Annotated in this window: 1 protein-coding gene; it reads left to right on the top strand. The window is 64.5% G+C overall.

Annotation, left to right across the window (positions count from 1 at the left end; translation table 11 throughout):
• Positions 1–33 precede the first annotated feature (33 nt).
• Positions 34–628, top strand: a 595-nt coding sequence (locus QMC96_13345) for a glycosyltransferase family A protein (protein MDI6877737.1), incomplete at its 3' end; no start/stop codon positions are given.

Raw genomic sequence — 628 nt, 5'->3', positions numbered from 1 at the left:
ATTATATATTCTCCTTCCGCGATCCATCTCGCGATGGTCGTCACCCGGCTGGCGGGCTTGGAAGGGCCGATGCTGGTCGAACCCTGGAGAAAAGTATCCGCAATCGATGGTACGGAATACGTACCGAAAGTATCCGTCGTCATGCCGCTCTTCGACAAGGCGCGGCACGTCGGGGCGGCGGTGCGTTCTGTCCTCTCCCAGACCGAGACGGACTTCGAGCTGATCGTCGTCGACGACGGTTCGACCGACGGCAGCGCCGCTGTGGTGCGGCAGTTTGGGGATCCGCGCATCCGTCTGGTAACCCAGAAGAACATGGGAGCAGCGCATGCGCGGAATCGGGGAATAGCCGAAGCACGGGCCGATCTGGTCGCATTCCTGGACGCCGACGATCGGTGGCTGCCAGAGTTCCTGCACACGATCCTCCGCCTGCGGGCACAGTATCCCAATGCCGGCGCCTACGCCACCGCCTACTGCGTTTGCCGCCCGGATGGAACCCTGAGAGAGGCGGACCTCGCGGCGCTGCCGCCCACGCCCTGGGAAGGACTGATCCCGAACTACTTCCAGGCCGCCACCCTGGGGGAGGGGCTGCTCACCGCATCCTCGGCCGCGGTCCCGAAAGAAGTGCTCG

It is taken from the genome of Methanomicrobiales archaeon, from assembly GCA_030019205.1.
Taxonomy (GTDB): Archaea; Halobacteriota; Methanomicrobia; order Methanomicrobiales; family JACTUA01; genus JASEFH01.
This window is presented reverse-complemented; position numbering and strand designations above follow the sequence as displayed.